This window comes from Mariniflexile soesokkakense (assembly GCF_039650365.1).
Taxonomy (GTDB): domain Bacteria; phylum Bacteroidota; class Bacteroidia; order Flavobacteriales; family Flavobacteriaceae; genus Mariniflexile; species Mariniflexile soesokkakense.
In genome coordinates this window covers 218693-237889 of sequence record NZ_JAZHYP010000002.1, presented here as the reverse complement: position 1 = coordinate 237889, position 19197 = coordinate 218693, and the positions used below count along the sequence as shown (strand labels likewise).

The window sequence follows — 19197 nt, the reverse complement described above, 5'->3', positions numbered from 1 at the left end:
TTATAGGTTCATATCAGAAAAATGAAACTCGATATAAAAAACACATTTATTAAGGAATTACCAGCAGACTCCATGCAGGAAAACACCAGAAGGCAGGTTGAAAATGCCTGTTTTTCTTATGTTTTACCCAAGAAAACTGCAAAACCGGAATTATTGCATGTGTCTCCCGAAATGCTCGAAAATTTAGGATTTTCAAAAGAAGATGCGCAAAGCGAAGAATTTCTAAAAGTGTTCACAGGAAATGCTGTGTTGCATAATACCCAACCGTATGCAATGTGTTACGGCGGGCATCAATTTGGAAATTGGGCAGGGCAATTAGGTGATGGGCGCGCTATTAATTTAGCAGAAGTAGAGCATAACAATAACCATTGGGCACTTCAATTAAAAGGAGCAGGTGAAACACCTTATTCCAGAACTGCCGATGGATTAGCGGTTTTACGCTCTTCCATTCGGGAATATTTGTGTAGTGAAGCTATGTATCATTTAGGGGTGCCAACCACTAGAGCTTTATCGTTGGCGTTATCTGGCGATGCCGTTTTACGTGATGTGATGTATAATGGTAATCCCGAATATGAAAAAGGAGCCATTGTTTGTAGGGTAGCGCCATCTTTTTTACGCTTTGGTAATTATGAAATTTTTGCGGCCAGACAAGATTTTAAAACACTAAAAACTTTGGTAGATTATACCATCAAACATTTCTTCAATCACCTAGGAAAACCTTCAAAGGAAACCTACTTAGCGTTTTTTGGTGAAGTTTCACAACGTACCTTGGAGATGATAATACATTGGCAACGTGTGGGTTTTGTACATGGCGTTATGAATACCGATAATATGTCCATTCTTGGTTTAACCATCGATTACGGACCTTACGGATGGTTAGAAGGTTTTGATTTTGGGTGGACACCAAACACGACTGATCGTCAACACAAACGTTACCGATTTGGAAACCAACCCAATATTGGACTTTGGAACCTATACAAATTAGCAAATGCTCTGTATCCTTTAATTGAAGAAACTGAGGCTTTAGAGCGTATTTTAGATGAATATAAATTAGATTTTGAAACAAAGTCTTTAGCGATGATGCGATCAAAATTAGGACTAGAAGTTGAAGATGCTTTTGATGTTTCTTTGGTTCAAGAATTGGAAGATAATTTAATGCTCACAGAAACCGATATGACTATTTTCTTTAGAAAATTAAGTGACTTCAAAATCGAAAAACCTTCAGAAGGATTGGAAATTGTTAAAGAAGCTTTTTATATTTCAACTGAAATAGTTGAAGAAATTCAACAAAAATGGGAAACTTGGTTTCAACGCTATGCTGACCGGTTGGGGCAAGAGCAAACAGCTTCCGAAGAAAGAAAAGAAAATATGAACAGCGTAAACCCTAAATATGTGTTACGAAATTATATGGCGCAATTAGCAATTGAAGATGCCGATAAAGGTGATTATAAGTTAATTGATGAATTATTCCAAATGCTTAAAAAACCGTATGAAGAGCAACCAGAACATGGAAAATGGTTTGCAAAGCGTCCCGATTGGGCACGTCATAAAGTAGGTTGTTCTATGTTATCGTGTAGTTCGTAGAATAGTTTCGTTTAATTAAAAAAAAAACAATAGTGACTTTAGGATTAGGAATGGCGGCTATTGGTAGGCCACACTATATTAATGTGAGAGCCAACACCGTTGCAAAAAGCGATGTAAACGAACTTAAAGCCAGTGGTTTTAAAGTGTTGGATGAGGCTTATAATTTAGGCGTACGTTATTTTGATACAGCTCCAGGTTATGGGCTAGCAGAACAATTATTAATAGATTGGTTAGTAAATAAAAACGATAGAAGCATACAGGTAGCTACAAAATGGGGGTACACCTATACCGCAAATTTTGATAAAAATGCGACCGTTCATGAGGTGAAAGAACACAGTATTTCGAAATTAAAAGAACAGTGGCAAGTGTCTAAAAAGTTGTTACCTTTTTTAACAACCTATCAAATTCATTCGGCAACTTTAGAAACGGGGGTGTTAGAAAATGATGCTATTTTAAACGAATTGGGGTGTATAAAAAGTGAGTTTAATTTAAAAATAGGGGTTTCAACCACAGGAGAAAATCAAGTAGAGGTGATTAAAAAAGCTTTGGAAGTAACTGTTGAAGGAAAACCACTTTTTGATGCGTTTCAAAGTACCTATAATATTTTGGACCAAAGTGTTTTAAGCGTGAGCGATGTGTTGAAACAAGAAGGCAAAAAGTTGATAATTAAAGAAGCCTTGGCAAATGGAAGAATTTTTAGAAATTCAAATTATCCTGAGTATGATGATTTCTACAGTACGCTTGAGAGTATAGCAAAAAAGTATGATGTTGGAGCAGATGCCATTGCATTACAGTTTTGCAATAAAACATTACCAAAAAGTATCGTTTTAAGTGGAGCAAGTACGGTTAGTCAGTTGCAAGAAAATTTAAAAATTGACGCGTTTGTTTTAACTGATGAGGAATTAAATTGTCTAAAAAAATTTGGTATTGAGCCATCTAAATACTGGAGCGAGCGTAAGCAATTAAAATGGAATTAATTTCGAAAATAGCATTGGGAGGGGGGTGCCATTGGTGTACAGAAGCTATTTTTCAATCGTTGCTTGGTGTTGAAAAAGTAGAACAAGGCTATGTTGCATCAATAGGTGAAAACGGCAGTTTTTCGGAAGCGGTTATTGTTTATTTTAATTTGGAAATTATTTCATTAGAGGCACTTATAGAAATTCATTTATTTACCCATAAAAGTACCAGTAATCATTCTATGCGAACCAAATACCGTTCGGCAGTTTATACGTTTTCAGATGCACAAAATCAACAATCAAAAGCTATTGTCAAGCATTTTCAGCAGTTATTTGATGCGAAACTAATAATTAAAGTGTACCAGTTTCAGTCCTTTAAAGAATCGCGGGAAGCCATTCAAGATTACTATCAAAAAAATCCTGAAAAACCATTTTGTAAAACATTTATCAATCCTAAGTTAAAGTTGCTTTTGGGACAATTTTCTAAACAAACTAATATGGAAAAATTAAAACATTTAGTAGCGTAGTAGCAGATAAAACGATAATTATTATTTAAAAGGATTTATCTAATGTACTTTTGTAGCTATTAGATAAGAATTAAAGTTATAGCATGACTTCTGTAAGCGATTTATTAAATCTATTGGTTTTAGAAAAAATTAGCGATACCGAATTTAATGGTATTAGTAAAACCATTGGCAGTCCTATTGTTTTTGGAGGTCAGGTATTGGCGCAAGCTATAAATGCCGCTAGTAGAACTATTACTAATAATAGGGTTTTACATTCCATGCACTCGTATTTTTTGGAAGCAGGAAATTTAGAATTGCCCATAACTTATAATGTAAGCATTGTTAGAGATGGTGGCAGTTTTTCGGTACGTCGTGTTACGGCACATCAAAAAGATAGAACTATTTTTATATTGTCGGCTTCGTTTCATAAAATGGAGGAAGGTTATAACCATCAAATAGAAATGAAACCCGATTTAAAACAACCAGAAAATTTATTGAGTTGGACGGATATGCTTCAACAATTTGGAGATTATTTACCCAAAAGTCTTAAGGCTTTTTTTGAGATTGACCGCCCTATTGAATTTAAACCAACCGAAATAGTAAACCCGTTAGATAAAAAAGATTTGCCACCATTCAGCGATGTTTGGTTTAAGTTAAAAGGTGATGCTAAAAAGTTGGATTTAGCTACAAAACAACAAATATTAACCTATATTTCAGACTATAACATTTTAAGTTCTACGCTATATCCACACGCCAGTAAAGCGCATTGGGGCAATACACAAACCGCGAGTTTAGATCATTCTATGTGGTATTTTAGGGATTTCAATTTTGATGATTGGTTGTTGTATTCCACAGAATCTCCAAGCACTTCCAGTGCTCGAGGTTTTGCTCGAGGAAATATATTTACAAGAGATGGAAAATTAATAGCTTCGGTAGCACAAGAAGGGTTGATGCGCCCAATTGTTAAGTAATAAATTAAGCCTTGTAATTAGTTTAGGGTATTTTAAGACAAAGTAATTATTTGTATTTTTATAACTCTTAAATTCGAAAGCATGAATGTATACGAACACCTTGAATCTCCAATGATTTTTAAAATAAGTTTTAATGAACTTCTTAAAACTTATGAGTTGTTTTCTAATGGCGATGATGAGTTTATTGGAGCTAAAGCCAAACGAATTTTAGAAATCCAAAAACCGTACCCTGAATTAAGAGAAGGCTTTACGGATATTTCATTACTAGAAACTTATAAAAAGCAAATACAAATTATCCTTCAAGATATTTTTAACCCTATTTTAACCAATAATGAAATTAAAACGGCTTCAATACCATTTCAAAATGTGGTTTTTAATGCTTCAAACCGTTTTAAAAAAATTATTAAGAATGCCGGAGATGATTTTGTTTTGAAGATTAAAAATATGCCAGAAGATGACACATACATTGCAACTTGTACGGTTATTTTAAATTTTTGCTACGGATATAACTTAAGTTTAAAGCGATCATTTATTTATGAAATACCCGATGAAAACGGTGTTTTACGATATTATAAAATTTTATATAATGCCGATTTTTGTGAAATATTACCAACAGAAAAGGCGAAAAAAATAACACAAGAAGATTTCGATGAGCTATTGGATAATTTTGACAACATAGCGCTTTGGAAAGAAAAATTCCCACCCAATAGTTACATTTTTAAAGGTTTTGTAATATCAAATATTTTTGATGTAACAGACGATCAATCCATTTCAAACATTAAATCAAATCTTATTATAGACGAAGAATGTAGCGATGAAGATTTTATAGAAAATTTCCGTAAAACATTTCAGTCGCTTCTAGGAATTAAAAACATTCAAGTCGGTTTTTCGGTTTTTAATAAAGAAGACAGGCTTTTTGAAAATATAATAGGCATGGGTAGTAGTAGCTTTTTAATTAGTGATGAAGCATCAAAACCATGTCAACAAACATTATGTCATGATTCTTATAATACGTTGTTAATAGATAAGAAATTTTATGCAGTGTCCGACGTAGATAGTTTATACGAGCGTTCTAAAGGCATGGCGCCACAGCTGGCAGCTTTTAAAAGCCAAGGTATTAAAAGTGTTATTTTAGCACCTATTGCTGCTGGTGATGATTTACTAGGGATATTAGAAATAGTTTCATTTGAACCCAAAGTATTAAATAGTATTACTACGAATAAATTAAAAGATGTGATGCCTTTTATTGTATCTGCAGTTTTACGCTCAAAAAGGGAAGAAGATAATTTGATTGAAGCTGTAATACAGCAAGAATGTACATCTATCCATCCAAGCGTATATTGGAAGTTTGAAAAAGAAGCGAAAACCTTTATAAAAGAGCAATTTAACGGCAATCAAGCGGTATTTAATAAAATTTCATTTGAAGATGTCTATCCTTTATATGGACAAATTGATATTAACGGATCATCTGAAGCAAGAAATTGGGCAGCACAACAAGATTTAATGTTGCAGCTTAATGAAGTAAAAATAATTTTGGCTGAAGCTTTTCAAAATGAACAATTACCTATATACGAACAATTTATATTTCAAATAGATAAGCATTTAGAAGGGTTAAATGCTTATTTTCAAGTGGATAGTGAGCAACAAATTGTAGAATTTCTAAAACATGATATCAATCCGTTATTAGAACATTTGTTGAAGTTTGGAGCGTTGCATGCCATTATCAATGTATATAAAGAAGCTATTGACGCCAAAGTTGGTGCTTTTTATAAGAATAGAAAAGATTATGATAATACGATTTCTAGCATCAACAAAAAAATGGCTTCGCTTTTGGATAAAAAGCAAGTGGAGGCACAAAGTATGTATCCGCATTATTTTGAACGCTTTAAAACCGATGGCGTAGAGCACAATATGTATATAGGTGAAGCTATTACTAAAGAAGATAGTTTTAACCCCATTTATCTGTATAATTTAAGATTGTGGCAGTTGCAGGTTATGTGCGAAATGGAAAACGCCTATTACCAAATGCAACCTGATTTTCCGATAGGTTTAGATGTGGCGTCTATGATTTTAGTCTTCAATCAACCATTATCCATTAGTTTTAGAATGGATGAAAAACAGTTTGATGTTGATGGTACCTATAACGCACGATACGAAATTGTAAAAAAGCGTGTAGATAAGGCATTTGTAAAAGGTACTAAAGAGCGTGTAACCCAAAAAGGAAAAATAAGTATTATCTATTCTCAAAAGCAAGATGAACAAGAGTACTTACAGTATATTAAATTTTTACAATCAAAAAATTATTTAAATACCGATGTGGAAATTGTTGAATTGCAAGATTTACAAGCCGTTACAGGATTAAAAGCAATTCGTGTTGGTTTACTATATCATAAAGATAAAAAAGACAAAGCGTTTTATACTTACGACGATTTAATTAAGGAAATTAAAAGCTAGTGTGCAGCCAGTTTAAATGCTAAGGCAAAAGAAATAACACTTACAATAATGCCCACCATGAACACACTGTAAGTTAATCGTAGTATTTTGTATTTTTTATCCAAAACCAATCCAAGAAAATACAAATCCTTTTTCATTGATGAGTATAAATAATCTCTGTCAAGCATCATTTCTCCCATAGCCCATTCAAAATCTTTCAGGCTCATTTTATGGAAGTTTCCAAAGAACAATAAATTTACTTTTTTATTGGCAACGTCTTCTTTTGTGAATTTTCCACTGGTAACATTTGGGCGTGTTGCTAAAATGGATAAAATAATGGAAGCGACTGTAAACAGTACAAAAATTACCGTTGGTATAATTAGGTATTTGTTTGTGGCGTTATCTAATTTAGAAACCAAATTGGATAATACTAGCGATACGATAATGGCATTTACTGATAGAAGAATATTTGCTTTGGTATCTGCAATATTGCTTAAAGTGATATGGTTCCTTAAGGTTACCCTAAACATGGTTTCAATTCCACGTTCAGGTAATTCAGCTTTGTTTTTTTTTAAACTTAATTCCGTTTTCTTTTGTTTTAGTTTAACTGAGTTTTGCTTGATTTTGTTTTGAAGTTTTAACAATCGTGATAAATTTTTCGATTTTGTAGCTGTCCAATTTGTTGAAGCTGCTTCAGAATAAAACTTATGGTTGTTGGTTAAAAAATTTATGTTTTCTTGTAGCCATTCAGCGTCTGTTAAAGTTTTATCACAAGTGAGTTCCCATTCTTTTCTAAGTAATTCTGTAATATCACCAAAATCTTTATTACCAATATGGGCACAATCGGCATCACGAATAATTTTCTCACATATATTTTTAGGTATATACTCTTTTGTTGTTGCTAAAATTAAATCTTTAGCAGTATTAATAGTGCCTTCAGGAATGTTTTTGTTTTTTAAAAAAGCTTCAGCAATAGCAGCGCTTTTTTCTTCGTGTTTTTCAATGCTTTCAGTATAACCCGTATCGTGAAACCAAGCAGCTAATACCAATGTTTCTTTTTCAAAATCGGTTAGATTGGATAAATCGGATAATTCTTTAGTCTTTTCAACTACAAGTTGCGTATGCGTTAAATTGTGGTAAATAAAGTTGTTGCTTAGTTTTTCATTTAATAAATGAACCACATGTTTTTCAGCTTCAGCAATAAGATTATCCATAAGAGATTACTATTTGAAGTAAAAATACTAAACTTTGATGAATTTAAACACTCGTATTTATTTATAGTAAATTTACCTAATGTTTTCTGGTTTTGTAATTTTGGTTTTGTTAGGTGGCTTAAATTATATTTACTGAAATGATGTTAACAAACATGATAATTTATATTTATCAAAATATGAAAACCAATCAAATTACTTTTCAATTAAAAATAGTTGCTTGCTTTTTAATTACTTTTATTTTTAATGCTTGTGCAACATATAAGCCGCAATATAAGAACCCAGATTTGGGAAAAGATGCGCCTCAAAAAAACATAGCACACTCGTTTTATTTAATTGGTGATGCTGGAAATTCACCTTTAGGCACATCTTCAAAAGCATTAAAAGCATTTAAAAACGAATTAAGTAAAGCTACAAAACAAAGTACCGCTATTTTTTTAGGTGATAACGTATATCCAAAAGGAGTACCAAATAAAGAAGATGAAAACAGAGGGTTTGCAGAGCATCAACTAAATATTCAAACAGAAGCGGTTGCCAATTTTAAAGGTAAAACCATTTTTATCCCAGGAAATCACGATTGGTATTCCGGTATTAAAGGCTTAAAACGACAAGAAGATTTTGTTGAAGATAAACTAGGTAAAAACAGTTTTTTACCAGAAAATGGCTGTCCAATTGAAAAAGTAGATATTTCAGATGAGGTTGTTTTAATTATTGTCGATTCTGAGTGGTATTTAACAAATTGGGATAAACACCCAACTATTAATGATGATTGCAACATAAAAACCAGAGACAGGTTTTTTGGTGAGTTTGAAAGCGAACTTAAAAAGGCTCGAGGAAAAACGACCATCATTGCTGTTCACCATCCTATGTTTACAAATGGGTCGCATGGAGGGAAATATTCATTTTCAAGTCATTTAAAGCCATTCCCTATACTTGGAACCTTAAAAAATATTATTAGAAAATCGGGAGGTGTTACCACGGTTGATATTCAAAACAAATTATACAACGAGTTTAGAAAACGCATTATTACTTTATCTCAAGAAAATGATAAAGTTGTTATTGTGTCGGGGCACGACCATAATTTACAATACATTGTTCAAGACAATTTATCTCAAATAATAAGTGGCTCTGGCTCTAAAATTTCAACAACACGGAATGTTGGTGATGGGCAATTTTCCTATGGAACACCAGGTTATGCTATACTTGATGTTTTTACAGATGGTTCTTCTTATGTACGCTTTTATTCGGTTGAAGAACTTAAAGTGGTATTTCAGACAGAAGTGCTTTCAAAAGATACAAAAGAAAAAGTGGTTGATTATTCGGAAACTTTCCCAAAAACAAAAACAGCATCTATTTATAAAGATGAAGAAATTGCCAAAGGAGGCATTTACAAAGCACTTTGGGGTAAGCGTTTCAGGGAGTATTATGGTATTAAAGTTGAGGTGCCAACAGTAAATTTGGATACCCTTTTTGGTGGCTTAACCCCTATTAGGCAAGGTGGTGGGCACCAATCAAAATCTTTGCGTTTAAAAGATAAACAAGGGCGCGAATATGTTATGCGTGCCCTTAAAAAAAATGCCATTCAGTATTTACAGGCCGTTGCTTTTAAAGATCAATATATTAAGGGCCAGTTTGAAGACACTTACACTGAGGGGTTATTGCAAGATGTTTTTACAGGTTCACACCCTTATGCCCCTTTTGTAGTGGGCACTTTGGCGGATGCCGTTGGGATTTATCACACAAATCCTGTGTTGTACTATGTGCCAAAACAAAAAGCTATTGGTGAATATAACGATGAATTTGGAGATGAATTATACATGATTGAAGAACGTACCGACGATGGACATGGCGATAAAGCGAGTTTTGGGTTTTCTAATACAATGATTAGTACCGATGATTTATTAAAAAAAGTTAATAAAGATGAAGATTTTATTTTAGATGAAGCAACGTACATACGCGCACGTTTGTTTGATATGCTTATTGGCGATTGGGACAGACATGAGGACCAATGGCGTTGGGCAGAATTTAAAGAAAAAGAAAAAACAATTTACAGGCCTGTACCTAGAGATAGAGACCAAGCGTTTTCTAAAATGGCAGATGGTGTGCTGTTGGGATTTGCTACCTCGGTAATTCCAGCGCTACGATTAATGAAGTCGTATGATGAAGATTTAAAAAATCCGAAGTGGTTTAATACTGAACCATATTCGTTGGATATAGCGCTGATTAATCAATCAGGTCGCAACGTTTGGAATGTACAAGTAAAGCAAATTACAGAGAATTTAACAGATGCCGTTATAGACGAAGCATTTGCTAATGTTCCAAAAGAAGTAAACGATGAAACCATTCAAGATATAAAAACAAAACTTAAAGGAAGACGAGAAAATCTTCAAAAAATCTCAGATGCTTATTACAATTACATAAACAAATTTGGTGTCATTAAAGGAACAAATAAAGACGATTGGTTTGATATAGAGCGTTTACCAAATGGCGCTACAAAAGTTACCGCATACCGAATTAAAAAAGGAGAAAAGGCCGATATATTCCATCAAAAAACTTACTCCTATAAAGACACCAATGAAATTTGGGTTTACGGGTTAGATGATGACGATATTTTTAATGTTTCGGGTGAAAGTAACCATCTTATTAAATTACGACTTATTGGCGGACAAAATAATGATAATTATAATATTCAAAACGAAAACAAAGTTAAAGTTTACGATTACAAATCGAAAGAAAACACTTTTAAAACAAACCTTGCAGGCATTAAATTAACCGATGCTTATGAAACCAATGTGTACGATTATAAAAAGCTAAAAAACAACACCAATCAAATATTTCCAACTATTGGAGCAAATCCAGACGATGGTTTTAAAATAGGGGTTTCAAACACCTTTACTAAATATGGCTTTGAACGTAACCCTTTTACATCGCAACACATTCTTTCAGGGGCTTATTATTTTGCTACAAAGGGTTTCGATTTAAGTTATAAAGGTGAATTTGCACACGTTGTTGGTAATATGAATTTGGGGTTGGAAGCACATTTTACTAGCCCTAATTTCGCTATGAATTTCTTTGACTTTGGAAATGAAACACCAAACTATGAAGCTGATAAGAATGATGGGTTAGATGTGGATTTAGATTATAACCGAGTTAAAATCAGGTTGTTTAAACTAGCACCTTCTTTAATTTGGCGCGGACCTTTAGGAGCTAGTTTTGAAGTTGGTGTATCCTATGAAAATAATGAAGTTGAACAAACGGAAGGTCGCTTTATCAATCAGGTATTAAATGAAATAATAGAAGTTGGTAATAGTTTTTATGGAATTAATACGAAGTATCAGTATTCAAATTCCGATAACCAAGCATTTCCAACATTAGGAATGCTAGTGGCTATAGAAACAGGTTATAAAAATAATGTAAATACCTCCAGTGGTTTTGGTTACATTATTCCAGAACTTGCTTTTGATTATAAATTAATACCAAGCGGCCAGCTTGTTTTAGCAACCAAATTAAAAGCTCAAATTAATTTAGGGGATGGTTTTGAGTTTTATCAAGCCGCAAATATAGGTGCTAATAATGGATTGAGAGGATATAGAAATGAACGTTTTACTGGTAAAAGTGCATTTGTAAAAAGTACTGACCTACGCTTGAATTTACGAGAAGTAAAAACTGGTTTATTGCCTTTAAATATTGGAATTTATGGTGGAGCAGATTATGGTAGGGTTTGGGTTGAAGATGAGGGTTCTAATAGATGGAATACTTCTGTTGGAGGAGGTGTTTTCATCAATGCAGCAAATATGATTACAGGAAATATTTCGGCGTTTCATAGTAACGATGGTTTGCTTATTGCTTTTAAATTCGGGTTTGGGTTTTAGCGGTTTTGTATTAAAACAATAATTGATTTTAAATTTTTCACTAAAAAACAGTCTTAATTTTTGTAATTAAATTCGGTTAAAATATGTTTTTTTAAATTGAATAAATTGCTTTTTATATTCATAATGTATAAAAACAATTAAGATTAATCGATTATGCATTAAAACCACTTTATTAATGTTAAATTTGTATCGATATTTTTAATAATAACTAAGAAGTGGATAAAAACATACTGCGCATAGGCCATCGAGGAGCTAAGGGACATTTAGCCGAAAATACTATAGAATCTATCAAAAAAGCTTTGACCTTAGGGGTTGATGGTATTGAAATAGATGTTCATAGATGTGCTTCGGGGCAGTTAGTGGTTTTTCATGATTTTACAATAGATAGAATGACTAATGGTACGGGTGAAGTTTCAAAACTGACGCTTAATCAATTAAAGCAAGCTGAAGTTAAAGGACGTTGTCAAATTCCAACCTTGTCAGAAGTTTTAACTTTTGTAAATAATAGATGCTTGGTAAATGTTGAGTTAAAAGGACAAGATACAGCCCAAGAGGCAAGTAGATTGATCACTTTTTTTGTTGATAAAAAGGGATGGGATTACAAAAATATTATTGTTTCTAGTTTCCAAAAAGAGTTGTTAGAAACTGTTTACAATGCCAACAAGAATATACCTTTAGGTGTGTTAGTTGATAGGAATTTAGATGAAGCTGTGACTTTTGCAAAAGAAATAAAAGCAGTGTCAATACATGCTGATTACACTATGCTAACGCAAGAAATCGTTGAAAATTTAAAGCAAGATTTTAAAGTATTCACGTATACAGTAAATAACTTAAAGCCGATTAAACGAATAAAATCGTATGGTGTAGATGGCATCATTTCTGATTTCCCCGATAGGTTATGATTAAAAAGGATGTTGTTGTAGTTGGTGGAGGAGCTGCGGGTTTTTTTGCAGCTATTAATATTGCTGAACAAAACCCAAAATTAAAAGTTGCCATTTTAGAACGCGGAAAGGAAGGCTTACAAAAAGTGAAAGTTTCTGGAGGAGGCAGGTGTAATGTAACCCATGCCGAATTTATTCCCCAAGAGCTAATAAAGAATTATCCGCGAGGTGAAAAAGAGTTATTGGGCCCTTTTCATCAATTCATGACAGGCGATACTATTGAATGGTTTGAAAAACGAGGCGTTGAACTGAAGATTGAAGAAGACGGAAGAATGTTTCCCGTTTCCAATTCATCACAAACTATTATTGATTGTTTTTTAGATGAAGCTAAAAAGCATCAAGTTGAGATTTTATATAACCAAAGTGTGATAAGCATTTCTTCAGAAAATTCATTGGAAGGGTTTGAAATTTCAACTAAAGATTCATTATTTATTTGCGAAAAATTAGCCATCGCCACAGGAAGTAATCCTAAAATATGGAACCTTTTAGAAAATTTAGGGCATACCATTTCACAACCCGTTCCATCGCTTTTTACGTTTGATATAAAAGATGAGCGTATCAAAGATATTCCAGGGGTTGTGGCTTTGCATGTTGAGATTAAAGTAGTTGATACAGATTTATGGAGTGAAGGGCCATTGCTTATTACCCATGTTGGTATGAGCGCACCAGCTATTTTAAAATTATCGGCATTTGGTGCCATAGAATTGGCCAAAAGAAACTATAAATTTCAAATTGAAATCAATTTTATCAGACAAGCTTTTGAAGATTGTTTAGGTGTTTTAAGAGCACTAAAATACGATTTAGCCAAAAAAACAGTGTTTAACTCGGCACAATTTGATTTGCCAAAGCGTTTGTGGCAAAAGCTGGTTTTGGCTTCCAATATGAATGAAGAAACCCGTTGGGCAGATTTGAATAAAAGTCAGTTAGAAAATTTAGCAGCTCAACTCACAAAAGCTGTTTTTAATGTGGATGGAAAAAGTACGTTTAAAGAAGAATTTGTAACTGCTGGAGGTGTAGATTTAAAAGAAATCAACTTTAAAACCTTTGAAAGTAAACTTTGTAAAAATCTTTATTTTGCAGGTGAAGTTATTAATGTAGATGCTATTACAGGCGGTTTTAACTTCCAAAATGCATGGACCGGGGCTTATATTGTAGCTAAATCTATTTCTAAATAATATATTTTTTATATATAATCTATATATCATGGGAAAGACTAAATAATTAATCGAGTTGGATGATAAAACCATTAAAATCCTCGAAGAACAAGCCAAACTTCAAAAGCGCTCTCTCAAAAATTATTTAGAATATACTTTGGAAGATACTGCGATGCGTTATAGCGAACCTTCCGAAGAATACAAAAAAATGATGGATGCTATGTTGAGTAGAATGGAAGATGGAACATTGGGAACCATACCACTTTCAGAAGTTCTAAAACGTTATGGGCGTGAATTATGAAATCTCCAAAGAAGCAGATGTAGAACTTCAAAAAGCAATTTGCTATTTTAAATTATATTACAAAGAAGAATCTTTTATGGATGATTTGCTCAACCAGTTAAGGATTATTTGTTCGATGCCTAAAGCATTTCAAGTGTGGTATAATAAAGTTAGAATTGTAAGTTTAGAACATTTCAATTCATTATACAGTTTATAATAAACGCATCATCATTCTAAGAATCCTAAACAAAAATCAAGATTTCTAAAAATGAATACGTATGTAGCACTATTAAGAGGCATCAATGTAGGCGGACATAAAAAAGTCCCAATGGCAGATTTACGTGATTTGTTAACCAAAGCTGGTTTTCAAAAAGTTCAAACGTATATACAAAGCGGCAATGTTATATTTCAATCCTCTGAAAAAGCCTCAGGATTGGAGAAAACCATTCAAAATCTTATTTTAAATCACTTCGGTTTCGATATTTCGGTGATTGTGAAAACCAATAGCGAACTTCAAACTATTTTAAATAATTGTCCGTTTTTAGAAGAAAAGAAAGTAGCAAGTTATTTTATATTGCTGAATAAAATTCCAGAAACTAATTTGGTTGAAGAAATAGCAAAAATAACTTATCCAAACGAAGAAATTGTAATTAAGAATGATTGTCTTTACTTTTATAGTTCAACGGGTTATGGACGCACAAAATTCAATATGAATACCTACGAACGCAAATTAAAGGTTGTTGGTACTTCAAGAAATTACAAAACCATGCTAAAACTATTATCTTTGTCTGCTGAAAATTAAGAAATGACTGAACAACAATTTATTCCTAATCCCGATAGTTATCGGGAATATTCAAACACGATTGAAAGCGGAAAAGTTACTTGGGAATCGCCCAGCAATATTGCCTTGGTGAAATATTGGGGCAAAAAGAAAGACCAAATTCCTGAAAACCCATCTATAAGTTTCACGCTTAATAACTGTAAAACAATCACAACTTTAACTTTCTCAAAAAAGGAAGATGTTCATAATTTTGAATTTGATGTTTTTTTAGATGGCGAAAAGAAAGACGATTTTAAACCGAAAATTCAAACATTTTTTGAACGTGTTGAAGTTTATGTGCCCTTTTTAAAGCAATATAAATTCAAAATAGAAACCGAAAACACATTTCCACACAGCTCAGGAATAGCTTCCTCAGCATCAGGAATGAGTGCCTTGGCTTTGTGCTTAATGAGCATAAAAAAACTGTTAAATCCTGAAATGCCAAATGATTATTTTAATCAAAAAGCATCATTTTTAGCGCGTTTAGGTTCAGGAAGTGCTTGTAGAAGTATTGAAGGCGATTTGATTGTTTGGGGACAATCCAATGCTATTGAAGGTAGCAGTGATTTATTCGGTTTAAAATATCCTTATCGAGTTCACGAAAATTTTACAGCATATCAAGACACCATTCTATTAGTTGATAAAGGTGAAAAACAAGTAAGTAGTACGGTAGGGCATAATTTGATGCACAAACATCCATATGCAAAAAACAGGTTTCAACAGGCGCATGATAATTTAGAAAAATTAAAACCGATATTTGAATCTGGCGATTTAGATGCATTTATCGCATTAATAGAAAGTGAAGCCTTAACCCTTCATGCCATGATGATGACCAGCATGCCCTATTTTATTTTAATGAAACCAAATACTTTGGAAATCATTAATAAAATTTGGAAGTTCCGTCAAGAAACAGGATTGCACATTGGTTTTACTCTAGATGCAGGTGCAAATGTACATGTACTGTATCCTAAAAACGAAGCATCTCAAATTTTAGAATTCATTAATAATGAATTAGTTGCTTATTGTCAGAACGGTCATTATATTTGCGACCAAATTGGTTTTGGAGCAAACCAATTAACAATGTAAAATTGATAATTGATAATGAAGGATGGAAATATTATTAGAACTAAAAGTTATCAATTTGCAGTTAGAGTTGTAAATTTGTATAAGTTTTTAGTTGAAGATAGAAAAGAGTTCGTGCTTTCAAAACAATTATTATGATCAGGAACATCAATAGGAGCAAATGTTAGAGAAGCTGAACATGCTGAAAGTAAAGCCGATTTTATCCATAAGTTGTCAATTGCTTTAAAAGAAGCAAACGAGACAGAGTATTGGTTAGATTTGCTTAAAGTAACAAGTTATTTGAATAATTCTGAGTATATTAGTATTCAGGTTGATATAGAAGAAATTTTAAAACTTCTTACAAGTATCATAAAAACATCAAAACAAAAATAATTTTCAATTATTAATTGTTAATTATCAATTAAATTATATGAAAGGACCATTATTTTACTCTAAAATTTTACTCTTCGGAGAGTATGGAATTATTAAGGATTCTAAAGGATTATCAATTCCTTATAATTTTTACAATGGTGCTTTAAAAACAGATAAAAACCCATCCGAGGCTGCTTTAAAATCTAACGAAAGTTTAAAACGTTTTGCAGCCTATTTAAAGACTATTAACCCTGAATTGGTAACTTTTGATATTGATGCTTTAAATAGAGATGTAGATGCGGGCATGTATTTCGATTCGTCTATTCCTCAAGGATATGGCGTTGGTAGTAGTGGTGCTTTAGTGGCGGCGATTTACTATAATTATGCACATGATAAGATCACGGTTTTAGAGAATTTAACCCGTGAAAAATTACTGATTTTAAAATCAATTTTTTCTGAAATGGAGTCTTTTTTTCATGGAAAATCGTCTGGTTTAGATCCTTTAAACAGTTACTTGAGTATTCCTATTCTTATCAATTCACAAGACAATATTGAAGCTACGGGAATCCCTTCGCAAAAAGCCGACGGAAAAGGAGCTGTGTTTTTATTAGATAGTGGTATTATTGGTGAAACGGCACCTATGGTAAGTATTTTTATGGAAAATATGAAACAAGAAGGTTTCCGTAATATGCTTAAAGACCAGTTTATAAAGCATACCGATGCTTGTGTAGATGATTTTTTAAAAGGCGATATAAAATCTCTGTTTAAAAATACTAAGCAATTATCAAAAGTCGTTTTAAATAATTTTAAACCTATGATTCCTGTTCAGTTTCATGAACTTTGGAAAAAGGGTATTGAAACTAACGAATACTATTTAAAGCTTTGCGGTTCTGGTGGTGGGGGTTATATCTTAGGATTTACTGAAGATATAGAAAAGGCTAAACATGCGTTAAAAAATTACAAACTAGAAGTGGTTTATAATTTTTAAATATCCTTCATCGATCGTTCTAAACGTGTTTCAGTATTTCATCAAAATTAGTTTTTAATGTTATCCAGAAAGCAAAAACACATACTTCTTAAGTTTTTTAGCATGTTTTCTGTAGTTAGAGGCTATAATATTCTTGTTATAGTAATCGCGCAATATTTAGCATCTATTTATATTTTAGCACATAATAAGCCGCTAAGGCAAGTGGTTTTAGATGTTAATTTGTTTCTTTTGGTTTTAGCATCTGCTGCAGCTATTGCCGGAGGTTACATTATTAATAATTTTTATGATTCTGAAAAAGATTTAATTAACCGCCCTATGAAATCTAGGTTGGATAAATTGGTGAGTCAAAATACGAAGTTATCACTTTATTTTGTTTTAAATTTTTTAGCGGTTATCATGGTTAGCTATGTATCTTTTAGAGCTGTTATTTTCTTTTCCATTTACATTTTTGGTATCTGGTTTTATTCACATAAATTAAAAAAGTTGCCCTTTATAGGTAATTTAACATCGGCTATTTTAACCATTACACCGTTTTTTGCCATTTTTATGTACTACAAAAATTTTGAAACGGTCATTTTTGTACATGCTATTTTCTTGTTTTTGCTTATTTCCATGCGAGAACTAACAAAGGATTTAGAAAATATTACAGGCGATTTAACTCAAAATTATCACACCATTCCTGTTGTTTATGGCGAGATAGTTTCAAAGCGCATGCTTACAGTATTAGCTGTATTTACGTTAATTCCCATTTATCTATTGTTGTTTAAATTTGAAATTGGTTACATGTACATATATTTTTATTTAAGTATTGTATTAATATTGGTGTTTTTAGTGTTGCTATGGAAGTCTAAAAACAAGTTACAGTACTTGCTGGGGCACAGTATTTTAAAATTCATAATCGTTTTAGGTGTTTTTAGTATTTTATTAATAGATATTGATTTGTTGTTGAATAGGATTTTTTAAAATCGTAAATCAAAAAATCGTAAATCGTAATTTTAAAAAGTATCTTTGAAAAAAATTAAAGTGATGAGCAGAACGCAAGGAACAAGTGGAAAAGGGAAACCTTCAGGAAGAAGTCAGCAAAATGGTAACGGTAAAAATGTAAATAGAGGTGGAAGCGCTTCTAAAGGTAAAAGTTTTGCCAGAGGAAATGCGCCTATTAGAAATGTGAATCCGCCATCTAAAAGAACTTCAAATCCAGACGAGATTAGATTAAATAAATATGTTGCCAACTCTGGGATGTGCTCTCGTAGAGAAGCCGATGTGCATATTGCTACAGGTCTTGTAACGGTAAACGGGAAAGTAATTACCGAAATGGGTTATAAAGTAAAGCTAGAAGATGAAGTTCGTTACGATGGAGCCCGCATTAACCCAGAAAAAAAAGCATACGTTTTACTAAACAAACCTAAAGGATTTGCAACCACTACCAGCGAAGGAAAAGGAAGAACGGTTATGGATTTAGTGGCGAATGCTACAACCTCTAGAATAAAACCTATTGGGCGCTTGGGCAGGAACTCAAAAGGTCTATTGTTATTTACAAACGATGACGTTATTGCTGCAAAGTTTACCAATTCTAAAAATGGGGTACCGCGCTTATTTCAGATAGAATTAGATAAGAATTTAAAACTTGAAGATTTAAAAGCAATTCAAGCTGGTTTTAAATTAGAAGGGAAACTTATTGCGGTTGAGGAGATTAGTTATATTGATGGTGAAGCTAAAAATCAAATAGGTTTAAAAATCAAGAATATTGGGAATACTTTGATTCGTACTATTTTCGACCACTTTAAATACGAGATTGTTAGTTTAGATTGTGTTGCTATTGGGCCACTTACTAAAAAGGATATCCCGCGTGGTCATTGGAAACACCTTACTGAGCAGGAATTGAATAATTTGAAAATGCTTTAGTTGGGTTTTTGTTTAGCTTTCCAGTTGTAATTTCGTCTAAAATTTTCAGTTTAAAAGGTTCTGAATACCGTCTGATGACTTTGTCATTTTTATAGATAATGTTTAAAATTATATAGCCTTATTTCAGGACGGGTCAAAATGT

The 19197-nt window shown here is 32.6% G+C and carries 16 protein-coding genes and 1 pseudogene; 16 read left to right on the top strand and 1 reads right to left on the bottom strand.

The window, feature by feature from the left end; all coding sequences use genetic code 11:
• Positions 1-21 precede the first annotated feature (21 nt).
• From VP395_RS05130 to VP395_RS05110, 5 genes are all read left to right on the top strand, one after another.
• Complete coding sequence (locus VP395_RS05130; RefSeq protein ID WP_346240665.1) at positions 22-1584, top strand: protein adenylyltransferase SelO; 1563 nt, start codon at positions 22-24, stop codon at positions 1582-1584.
• Between the two features lie 32 nt (positions 1585-1616).
• Positions 1617-2561 carry an aldo/keto reductase gene (locus VP395_RS05125; RefSeq protein WP_346240664.1) on the top strand — a complete coding sequence of 315 codons (945 nt, stop codon included), beginning with the start codon at positions 1617-1619 and terminating at the stop codon, positions 2559-2561.
• Positions 2552-3067, top strand: a complete 516-nt coding sequence (locus VP395_RS05120) for a peptide-methionine (S)-S-oxide reductase (RefSeq protein ID WP_346240663.1) — start codon at positions 2552-2554, stop codon at positions 3065-3067. The genes VP395_RS05125 and VP395_RS05120 overlap by 10 nt, the downstream gene beginning before the upstream one ends.
• A gap of 83 nt (positions 3068-3150) precedes the next feature.
• A complete protein-coding gene (locus VP395_RS05115; protein WP_346240662.1) occupies positions 3151-4017 on the top strand; it encodes an acyl-CoA thioesterase in 867 nt (288 codons plus the stop codon).
• An 81-nt stretch (positions 4018-4098) separates the two neighbouring features.
• On the top strand, positions 4099-6471 hold the full coding sequence (locus tag VP395_RS05110) for a GAF domain-containing protein (RefSeq protein ID WP_346240661.1): 2373 nt from the start codon (positions 4099-4101) through the stop codon (positions 6469-6471).
• On the opposite strand, the gene VP395_RS05105 is transcribed toward VP395_RS05110, so the two are convergent.
• Entirely contained in the window at positions 6468-7664 is a 1197-nt protein-coding gene (locus tag VP395_RS05105) for a Pycsar system effector family protein (RefSeq protein ID WP_346240660.1), read from the bottom strand. The genes VP395_RS05110 and VP395_RS05105 overlap by 4 nt on opposite strands.
• 176 nt (positions 7665-7840) lie before the next feature.
• Between VP395_RS05105 and VP395_RS05100 the strand changes: the two genes are divergently transcribed.
• The 11 genes and pseudogenes from VP395_RS05100 (at position 7841) to VP395_RS05050 (ending at position 19055) form a co-directional block, all read left to right on the top strand.
• Positions 7841-11533, top strand: a complete 3693-nt coding sequence (locus tag VP395_RS05100) for a metallophosphoesterase (protein ID WP_346240659.1) — start codon at positions 7841-7843, stop codon at positions 11531-11533.
• Positions 11534-11748: 215 nt separating this feature from the next.
• A complete protein-coding gene (locus VP395_RS05095) occupies positions 11749-12435 on the top strand; it encodes a glycerophosphodiester phosphodiesterase (protein WP_346240658.1) in 687 nt (228 codons plus the stop codon).
• Positions 12432-13649 carry a BaiN/RdsA family NAD(P)/FAD-dependent oxidoreductase gene (locus VP395_RS05090; RefSeq protein WP_346240657.1) on the top strand — a complete coding sequence of 406 codons (1218 nt, stop codon included), beginning with the start codon at positions 12432-12434 and terminating at the stop codon, positions 13647-13649. The genes VP395_RS05095 and VP395_RS05090 overlap by 4 nt, the downstream gene beginning before the upstream one ends.
• 55 nt (positions 13650-13704) lie before the next feature.
• Positions 13705-13929, top strand: coding sequence for a hypothetical protein (locus VP395_RS05085; protein ID WP_346240656.1), 225 nt, complete (start codon positions 13705-13707; stop codon positions 13927-13929).
• Positions 13919-14125 carry a hypothetical protein gene (locus VP395_RS05080; protein WP_346240655.1) on the top strand — a complete coding sequence of 69 codons (207 nt, stop codon included), beginning with the start codon at positions 13919-13921 and terminating at the stop codon, positions 14123-14125. The genes VP395_RS05085 and VP395_RS05080 overlap by 11 nt, the downstream gene beginning before the upstream one ends.
• Before the next feature lie 51 nt (positions 14126-14176).
• Entirely contained in the window at positions 14177-14710 is a 534-nt protein-coding gene (locus VP395_RS05075) for a DUF1697 domain-containing protein (RefSeq protein WP_346240654.1), read from the top strand.
• A 3-nt stretch (positions 14711-14713) separates the two neighbouring features.
• Positions 14714-15814 carry a diphosphomevalonate decarboxylase gene (mvaD, locus tag VP395_RS05070; RefSeq protein WP_346240653.1) on the top strand — a complete coding sequence of 367 codons (1101 nt, stop codon included), beginning with the start codon at positions 14714-14716 and terminating at the stop codon, positions 15812-15814.
• 15 nt (positions 15815-15829) lie between these two features.
• Positions 15830-16183, top strand: a pseudogene (locus tag VP395_RS05065) (four helix bundle protein).
• Positions 16184-16220: 37 nt separating this feature from the next.
• Positions 16221-17150, top strand: a complete 930-nt coding sequence (locus VP395_RS05060) for a mevalonate kinase family protein (protein WP_346240652.1) — start codon at positions 16221-16223, stop codon at positions 17148-17150.
• Between the two features lie 57 nt (positions 17151-17207).
• On the top strand, positions 17208-18113 hold the full coding sequence (locus VP395_RS05055; RefSeq protein ID WP_346240651.1) for a geranylgeranylglycerol-phosphate geranylgeranyltransferase: 906 nt from the start codon (positions 17208-17210) through the stop codon (positions 18111-18113).
• A 63-nt stretch (positions 18114-18176) separates the two neighbouring features.
• Complete coding sequence (locus VP395_RS05050) at positions 18177-19055, top strand: pseudouridine synthase (RefSeq protein WP_346241007.1); 879 nt, start codon at positions 18177-18179, stop codon at positions 19053-19055.
• Positions 19056-19197: the final 142 nt, after the last annotated feature.